This window comes from Rhizobium sp. 05L419 (genome assembly GCF_056397845.1).
Genome location: NZ_JBFTOF010000059.1, coordinates 1 through 7,082 on the forward strand (window position 1 = coordinate 1; position 7,082 = coordinate 7,082).

Here is a 7,082-nt window from a genome sequence, read left to right on the forward strand (position 1 = left end):
TTCACCACCATAAAGCACATGGCTCTCAATCTCATCCGAAGAGCGCCGGGCAAGGATTCCCTGCGTTTGAAACGAAAGGTCGCAGCATGGGACGACGACTTCCTGGCAAGTACAATCTCTCGATAATTAACTCACCCGATTCCCCTGCTTCATCTACCCTTTGGTCGTCGGTTTCCTCTCGTCGAGGCAAGGGAATCTTGTCCCGCACTTGTCACCGTCTGGTCCCGTCAATCGATCACATCCCATCTCCATGACGCGCCTTAGTCGAGCAAAGGTAATCGACGCGCCATGTCGCTTCACGATCTCGGCGCGGGTGAAACTGGCCGCCCGGCAGCATTTCTTGCATTCGACGGCAATGGTCGGCGCTCTCAAGTTTTTCAGAGTGGAGGTTATACCGAGTGGTTCACGACGAGCCATTGGAAGCATGGAATCTCAGGCCGCGCTAATTTATGAGAAAAGTTCCCTAGGGTGGGCCGGTTGACTCTCGTCTTTTATCCGAACATCAACGTTTCCAACGACATGATGTCGTAGCTCATACCCGCCCACTAACCGAAGGGATTACGTGAACAATGACGGCTGCCAGAGAGCACGTCATAGCCGACCTTCGCGACCGCATTTCCGCTTTATCGGGCAGCGGTGCGCGGAAGTCCGGATGCCTGCCTTTCGGGCTGGGCGAGGTCGACCAGGTTCTGCCGGGGGGCGGCCTTTCCTACGGCGCCCTACACGAGTTCGCCGGTGGAGGCGGTGGAACCGTCGATGGCGCAGGAGCTGTGTTGTTCTTTGCGGGGATCGCCGCCAGGACCAAAGGGAAGATCATCTGGTGCTTAACGCGCCCGGACCTATTCTTTCCGTCGCTGGCTCAAGTCGGTTTGCATCCCAATCGGGTCGTCTTTGCAGAAGCCGACCGCGAAGAGGATGTGCTTGCGACGATGGAGGCGGCGCTGTCCTTTGGCGGCCTGGGAGCGGTGGTGGGGGAACTCGTCCGGTTGCCGATGCTGGCGAGCAGGCGATTGCAGCTGGCCGCCGAGAAGACCGGGACAATGGGATTGGTGGTCCGCCGGTGGCGGCGACAAACCGAAGCGAATGATTATGGCCAGCCGACGGCGTCGGTCACCAGGTGGAGAGTAAGTGTTTTGCCGAGTGAGCCGTTGCCGGTGCCTGGGGTGGGGCGGGCAACATGGCTTCATCCTCGCCCTTGGTAGAGTAGACGTTCTGCCAGTGAGCGGTGCGATCAAAATCCGACATAGCCGTCTCCTTTGGCAATCCAGCGACGCGTTGCTTCGGTCTCCATCTCAGTCCATCCGGTCTAAGACCGGCCGACTCTTGAAACTGTCCAACAATTTTAGAGAGGTACTGTGTCGGTTTGAATTCGCGCAGTCTTGGTAATCGTTCGTAAACGCGATCCGAACGCCCGTTGCGTTTGCGTGATTGCTGGTATCAGAGTGTCAGCACGCACTTGGCGGGCTTCTGCTGTTCGCCTAGAGGTACTTGGTAATCGTCTTGAACTCGTCGATTGACTGGCGCTGATCGCGGGCCAGTGCGCCAACCGTCTCTTCGAGGCAGTGGTCGAGGTGATCCTGAATCAGTGTCCGTTTTGCGCTGGTAATTGCCTTCTCAACCGCTGACAGCTGCTGCGCGATGTCGAGGCACGGCTTGGAGTTCTCAATCATAGCAATCACACTTTTGAGATGTCCTTCCGCACGCTTCAGGCGCTTTACGATTTCTGGGTGGGTGGCGTGCGTGTGAGGTTCGGTCATCGTGTCCATTTCCCATGCCAGCGGGCTCGTTTGATAGGGCTGTCGACGATACGCTGATGGCATCGTCGACAGCAAGGTCAATGATGGTGGCCTTCCGGCTCTTCCATGCGGAACGTTAGTTGGGCGTTCTGACCACGAGCAGTGAGTTTCAACACGGCATCGAATTCATGGGGTTCGCCGGGCGCTTCTACACTTTGGAGAACATGATGATCGTTTGGCAAGGCGCGTAGCGGCAGGACCTCGATGGCCGTGCCTGGACGGTTGATCTCGACGACGGCACTGAGGTCATGGGCGTGCTTGCCGACAATGGAAAGGCGCATGCGCTCCCCCTGTGGAGTATCAACGATTGAAAGAGTACCTGTCGCAAGCTGCGACTCCACGGCGAATGGCTTGGGAGCGTGATGGCGGCCGTGGGGTGCCTGCAATGCAGTCGACTCGCCTGCCGTGTCGAACTGAATTGTCGAGGAGCCCAGCGGCGGCAAGTGCGAGCGTAGTTCACGCTGGAGGGAAAGTGCGACGCTGTTTGCCTCCGCGACAGACTTGCCACCATCGACGGAAATGGTCACGTCCGCGTGCAGCTTGTGGCCGAGCCAACGTGCTTTCACGTCGGTAATTCCCACAATTCCAGCTACGTGCTCCGCAGCATGGCGAATCTCGTCCGTTATTCCGGTTTCGATTCCATCGAGGCTGCGGGTGATGACGGACCGTGCCGATTGCCAAACGATTCCGAAGATCGTCAGCGTGATGAGGAGCCCGATGATAGGGTCCGCCAATGGAAAACCGAACCATACGCCGACTGCGCCGAGAACGACCGCAAGGCTGGTCAGACCATCGGTACGAGCATGATACCCGTCTGCAATCAGCGCGGCGCTGTTCATCTCACGTCCTACCTTTATGCGGAAGATCGCGACTGCTTCATTTCCGATGAAGCCGACAATGCCCGCAATGGCAACTGCGAGTAGCTGAGTAATCGGCTGTGGGTTCATCAGCCGATTAATGGCTTCGTACCCAGCAACTAAGGCGCTGAACAGGATGATCGCCACGATCAGTATGCCCGCGAGGTCCTCCACACGGCCGAGACCGTAATTGAAGGTAGCGGTCGGTTTGCGGCGCACCAGGGTGAAGGCGATCCAGAGGGGAACGGCAGTCGCGGCGTCACCTATATTGTGGATGGTGTCCGCCAGGAGCGCCACGCTTCCCGAATAGAATACGACAATGAGCTGGAGCGCAGCGGTGATCGCCAGAATTACAAACGACCACTTGATGGCCCAGATTCCGCGTTCGGATGTGGCGATGCTCGGATCGACTACACCATGGGTGTGGCCATGCCCACCACTCTCACCATGCGAGTGAGACCCATGACCGTGTTTGTGGTCGTGACCTACTCGACCGAAACCGAACCATTCCCTGATGCGAGCAAACATGCGAGACCTCTTTGAGTTGAGGCAATACCTATCCCCCAGGATAGGATAACGCAAGTGCCGTCTTCCGCCGCAAGGTGACCGAGACGTTCACTCGAGAGGGATGAGATCGCAATGTCACTTAATGACTGAGAACGTCGCCGACACTGCGGTAGAGCACATATCCTGCGACCATGAAAATCAGACCCGCGAAAATCCTATTCAGGGTGTTCTTGTAAGTTGCGAGTTGCGTTGCAAGCAGCATACCGACCAATCCTCCGAGGATACCCCCGCCAATGAACTCAACAGCAAGGCCCCAGTCGATCAAGCCGGACCACGCATAGTTCAGAGCTGTCGCGAGGCCGAATGCGCCGACGGCCAAGAGGGACGTCCCAATTGCGTTGATCATCGGCATCCCTGTCGCCAGCATGAGCCCTGGAACGATAAGGAAGCCACCGCCGATGCCAAAGAAGCCGGAAGCACCGCCCGCACCGAGTGCCGTCAGAGCAGTTAGCACGCACATTCGGGTATCGACCGGGCGCGGGCCAGTCGCGGATACCTTTCGCGGTCGGAGCATCAGACCACCAACGACCAGCATAAGGAGCCCGAACAACACCAGCAAGTGGTTACCATCAACCGACTTCCCGAGGCTGGAACCGCCCAATGCACCAATTGAACCTATCAAGGCGAAAACTGCTGCACACCGCCACCATACGTGGCCCTTGATCGCGTGGGCGGTGAAGTTGGCGAAGGCATTGACGGATACGGCGAGTGCGCCAGTCCCAATTGCGATATGCGGTTGGGCGACACCGACAACATAGAGCAAAAGGGGAGTGGCAAGAATCGATCCGCCGCCACCGACGAGACCCAACATGAAGCCGACCAGGCCACCTGAACCCACTGCTACGATGAGGTGGCTGGTCATAGCGCTCTCGCGGCTATGAAGCGATCATGGATGATCATGCCAATCACCATGAATGCGACAAAAGCAAAGGTCTGCGACAATCCCAAGGAGAGCGATGCGATGGCGGGGCCGGGGCAAAAGCCACCAAGGCCCCAGCCAACGCCGAAGATGGCTGATCCCAAGACCAGTCTACTATCGATACGTTTGCTGGACGGGATGTAGAAACTATCGTCCAGGACTGGATGAGGCATCCTGTTGACAAGGAGCATCCCGCCAAAGGCGACGGCGGAAGCTCCGCCTAAAACGAATGCAAGACTCGGGTCCCAGGCTCCGAAAACATCAAGGAAACCTTGTACGCGGACAGGGTCGAGCATGCCGGACAGTGATAGCCCAAAGCCAAAGAGGGTGCCGGAAACGAGGGCCACCAAGACCTGAAGATATTTGCGTGTCATAGACCCGCACTCCTCAAAATCGCAACGGCAGCTATACCTGCTGCAAGGAATGTGATGACAGCAACCGTGGATCGGGGTGAAAGCCGTGCAAGGCCGAGCACACCGTGACCACTTGTGCAGCCAGAGCCCATTCGCGTCCCAATTCCTACGAGCAATCCGGCAAGCGCGATGATTGGCAAGGGTTCAGTGATGGTGACGCTTGGCCACCGTCCTGTGACAGTCATGTAGACGACCGGGCCGAGGACCAGACCGATAACGAAGGCCGCATTCGTGGACACATGTACGCCCTGTGCCAACCGTGCGACGATCCCACTTACGCCAGCGATTCTACCGTTGACGATGAGAAGCATGATGGCGGCAAGGCCGATCAGCATCCCGCCAAGCAATGATAACGGGTAGGAGGTCATCCGGCTGCCCCCTCCGCACAGAAGATGGTGTAGAGGGCTCCAACTAGCTGAGCTGCCTTTTCGGCAGTGAGTCTGTAGAAGATTTGCTTGCCGTCGCGTCTAGTTTCGACGATTTGCGCTTCACGCAGCACATTCAGCTGTTGCGAGAGGTTCGGTTGATGGATGTCGAGTTTTTCCTCCAACTCGCCAACCGAATATTCGCCGTCAACGAGCGTGCAGACCAGCATGAGCCTTGCTGGATGCGCGAGGGTCTTTAGAAGGCCAGCGACTTCGGTCGCACGGGTCTCCATCGCTCCAGCGGTCATCGTCACCATTTGCGGGTTCGAGATCACCATACGGCTCCTTTTAACGAATCGAGGGGTATTTTTAGGTACCGACGGCCGTTGCCTTCCGGCTCCGGCAATCGACCGCCGCGAATGTTTACCTGAAGGGCAGGGAGGATAAGCTTTGGCATGGGCAAGGTGCGGTCGCGAGCGTTGCGCAGTTTCACGAATGCCACCTCCGAAATTCCAGCCAAGTGCATATTTGTTCGCTTCTGATCGCCAACGGTACTTTCCCAGCGCGGAGCCCGCCCGCCCGGTTGGTAATCATGTCCCGTAAATATCCGTGTCTCGTCGGGAAGAGCCAGAATGGCCGCCAAGGATTGCCACAGCATTTGCGGATCGCCACCGGGAAAGTCTGCTCTTGCCGTACCGCTGTCGGGCATGAACATCGTATCGTGTACGAACGCCGCGTCACCGATCAAATAGGTGATCGATGCCATAGTATGGCCGGGCGAAAACATCACTTTTGCGTCCAACGAACCAATTTTGAACTGCTCCCCATCGGCGAAAAGCTTGCTCCACTGCGAACCGTCGGTACGAAGCTCCGGCCAGTTGTAGATGCCCTTCCAGAGCCGTTGGACATCGACGACATGCTCCCCAATGGCTGTCGCTGCACCCGTMTTTTCCCTCAGGTAGTGAGCGGCGGAGAAATGGTCAGCATGGGGGTGAGTGTCCAAAATCCACTCCACCGTTAGACCCTTTTGGGCAATATATGCGAGTATCTCGTCAGCGTTATGAGTGGAGGTTGTCCCCGATTTTTCATCGTAGTCGAGCACCGGATCGATGATTGCGCATTGGTTGGTTCGGGGGTCGGAAACGACGTATTGGACGCTCCAGGTGCAGCGATCAAAGAAGCCTTTAACCTCAGGCATCAGTGTCGCATCGCGTTCGAGCCATTTGACTGCACCTGAAAGATCATAGCCGTGACGTTGGCCGAACGAAGCGAGCTGCTCTTTCTTCATTCTGCCGTCGAGAACTTCGCCCAGGACATAAAGCGTCAGTGCTCGCGTACCTGTCTTGCAATGGGCGAGGGTGGGCCCGTCCGCGCCAGACAAGACCGCCTGGAAGGCTCGGATGTCGGCCTCTGTTATGGTGGGCATTGCAACGGGTATGAATGCGTAAGACAGAGCGCCGTGATCTGCGGCCTCGCGTTCGTTGACGTTGCCCGGTTGTTCGCCATCTTCGCCATCAGGACGCAGATTCACCAACTGCCGGAAACCGAGGTTCGGTAGGGTGAGCAAGTCAACGGCAGTGGGCTGATCAGATACCGTCAACCTTTCGTTTATGCGGACGGCTTTCATGGCTCGCTCCTCAGTTCAATCAATATACAATTAAACATAATATATAATGTTATGAAATGCAAGTATATGGGATGCGAATATCGGTGATAGATGAGTGACGGCTCGGAAGCCGGTCGCGGAACCCCAATGAGCGGCTGTCTCGCCGCTTTCCTGCTAATTGTCATCAATGAACGACTGTTAGGGCAGCGATGCCCGCCTCATCGGCCGCACGCAAAAGCGCTTCCCGGAATTGTTCTGGAGCAATCTGCTCGCTAATTACATCGACGCAGGCTTTTACAGCCGCGACATATTCCTCGCCGCCATCGGTGGCCAGTCCTTCATCAGGACATGCGCCGCGTCGCCGAGCGTACATACGATCTTGTGAGTTGCTGGACAGCGCAGAGCTAGCTCGATCGTGCCCCGCCGAGTGGTGTAGGTTCTGAGGAGTAAGGTGGCCATCAGTGTTTTCCGCTAGGGTCGGGTTGTTGAAGACCAACCTGACGGAAAGACCACCGATGACCAATGACATGATGGACGTGCGCTCGCTTGTTGAGAAGAG

General features: G+C 57.1%; 8 protein-coding genes and 1 pseudogene. 1 reads left to right on the top strand and 8 read right to left on the bottom strand.

What is annotated here, in order from left to right:
- Positions 1 to 569: 569 nt before the first annotated feature.
- Positions 570 to 1,202, top strand: coding sequence for an ImuA family protein (locus AC1DMK_RS30680; protein WP_477863995.1), 633 nt, complete (start codon positions 570 to 572; stop codon positions 1,200 to 1,202).
- Between the two features lie 276 nt (positions 1,203 to 1,478).
- On the opposite strand, the gene AC1DMK_RS30685 is transcribed toward AC1DMK_RS30680, so the two are convergent.
- The 8 genes and pseudogenes from AC1DMK_RS30685 to AC1DMK_RS30720 all read right to left on the bottom strand — a co-directional run bounded on the left by AC1DMK_RS30685 (position 1,479) and on the right by AC1DMK_RS30720 (position 6,982).
- On the bottom strand, positions 1,479 to 1,757 hold the full coding sequence (locus AC1DMK_RS30685) for a metal-sensing transcriptional repressor (RefSeq protein WP_158447535.1): 279 nt from the start codon (positions 1,755 to 1,757) through the stop codon (positions 1,479 to 1,481).
- Positions 1,758 to 1,834: 77 nt separating this feature from the next.
- Positions 1,835 to 3,181 carry a cation diffusion facilitator family transporter gene (locus tag AC1DMK_RS30690; RefSeq protein ID WP_037063039.1) on the bottom strand — a complete coding sequence of 449 codons (1,347 nt, stop codon included), beginning with the start codon at positions 3,179 to 3,181 and terminating at the stop codon, positions 1,835 to 1,837.
- Positions 3,182 to 3,299: 118 nt separating this feature from the next.
- Positions 3,300 to 4,082, bottom strand: a complete 783-nt coding sequence (locus tag AC1DMK_RS30695) for a sulfite exporter TauE/SafE family protein (protein WP_477863996.1) — start codon at positions 4,080 to 4,082, stop codon at positions 3,300 to 3,302.
- Entirely contained in the window at positions 4,079 to 4,513 is a 435-nt protein-coding gene (locus tag AC1DMK_RS30700; protein ID WP_477863997.1) for a DUF6691 family protein, read from the bottom strand. Before AC1DMK_RS30700 ends, AC1DMK_RS30695 begins: the two co-directional genes overlap by 4 nt.
- Complete coding sequence (locus AC1DMK_RS30705) at positions 4,510 to 4,920, bottom strand: YeeE/YedE family protein (RefSeq protein WP_477863998.1); 411 nt, start codon at positions 4,918 to 4,920, stop codon at positions 4,510 to 4,512. Before AC1DMK_RS30705 ends, AC1DMK_RS30700 begins: the two co-directional genes overlap by 4 nt.
- Complete coding sequence (gene bigR / locus AC1DMK_RS30710; RefSeq protein WP_477863999.1) at positions 4,917 to 5,234, bottom strand: sulfite-sensing transcriptional repressor BigR; 318 nt, start codon at positions 5,232 to 5,234, stop codon at positions 4,917 to 4,919. The genes AC1DMK_RS30705 and bigR overlap by 4 nt, the downstream gene beginning before the upstream one ends.
- Before the next feature lie 14 nt (positions 5,235 to 5,248).
- Positions 5,249 to 6,544, bottom strand: a complete 1,296-nt coding sequence (blh, locus tag AC1DMK_RS30715; RefSeq protein ID WP_477864000.1) for a bifunctional sulfur transferase/dioxygenase Blh — start codon at positions 6,542 to 6,544, stop codon at positions 5,249 to 5,251.
- Between the two features lie 163 nt (positions 6,545 to 6,707).
- Positions 6,708 to 6,982: pseudogene (locus AC1DMK_RS30720) on the bottom strand (DUF982 domain-containing protein).
- Between the last annotated feature and the right edge of the window lie 100 nt (positions 6,983 to 7,082).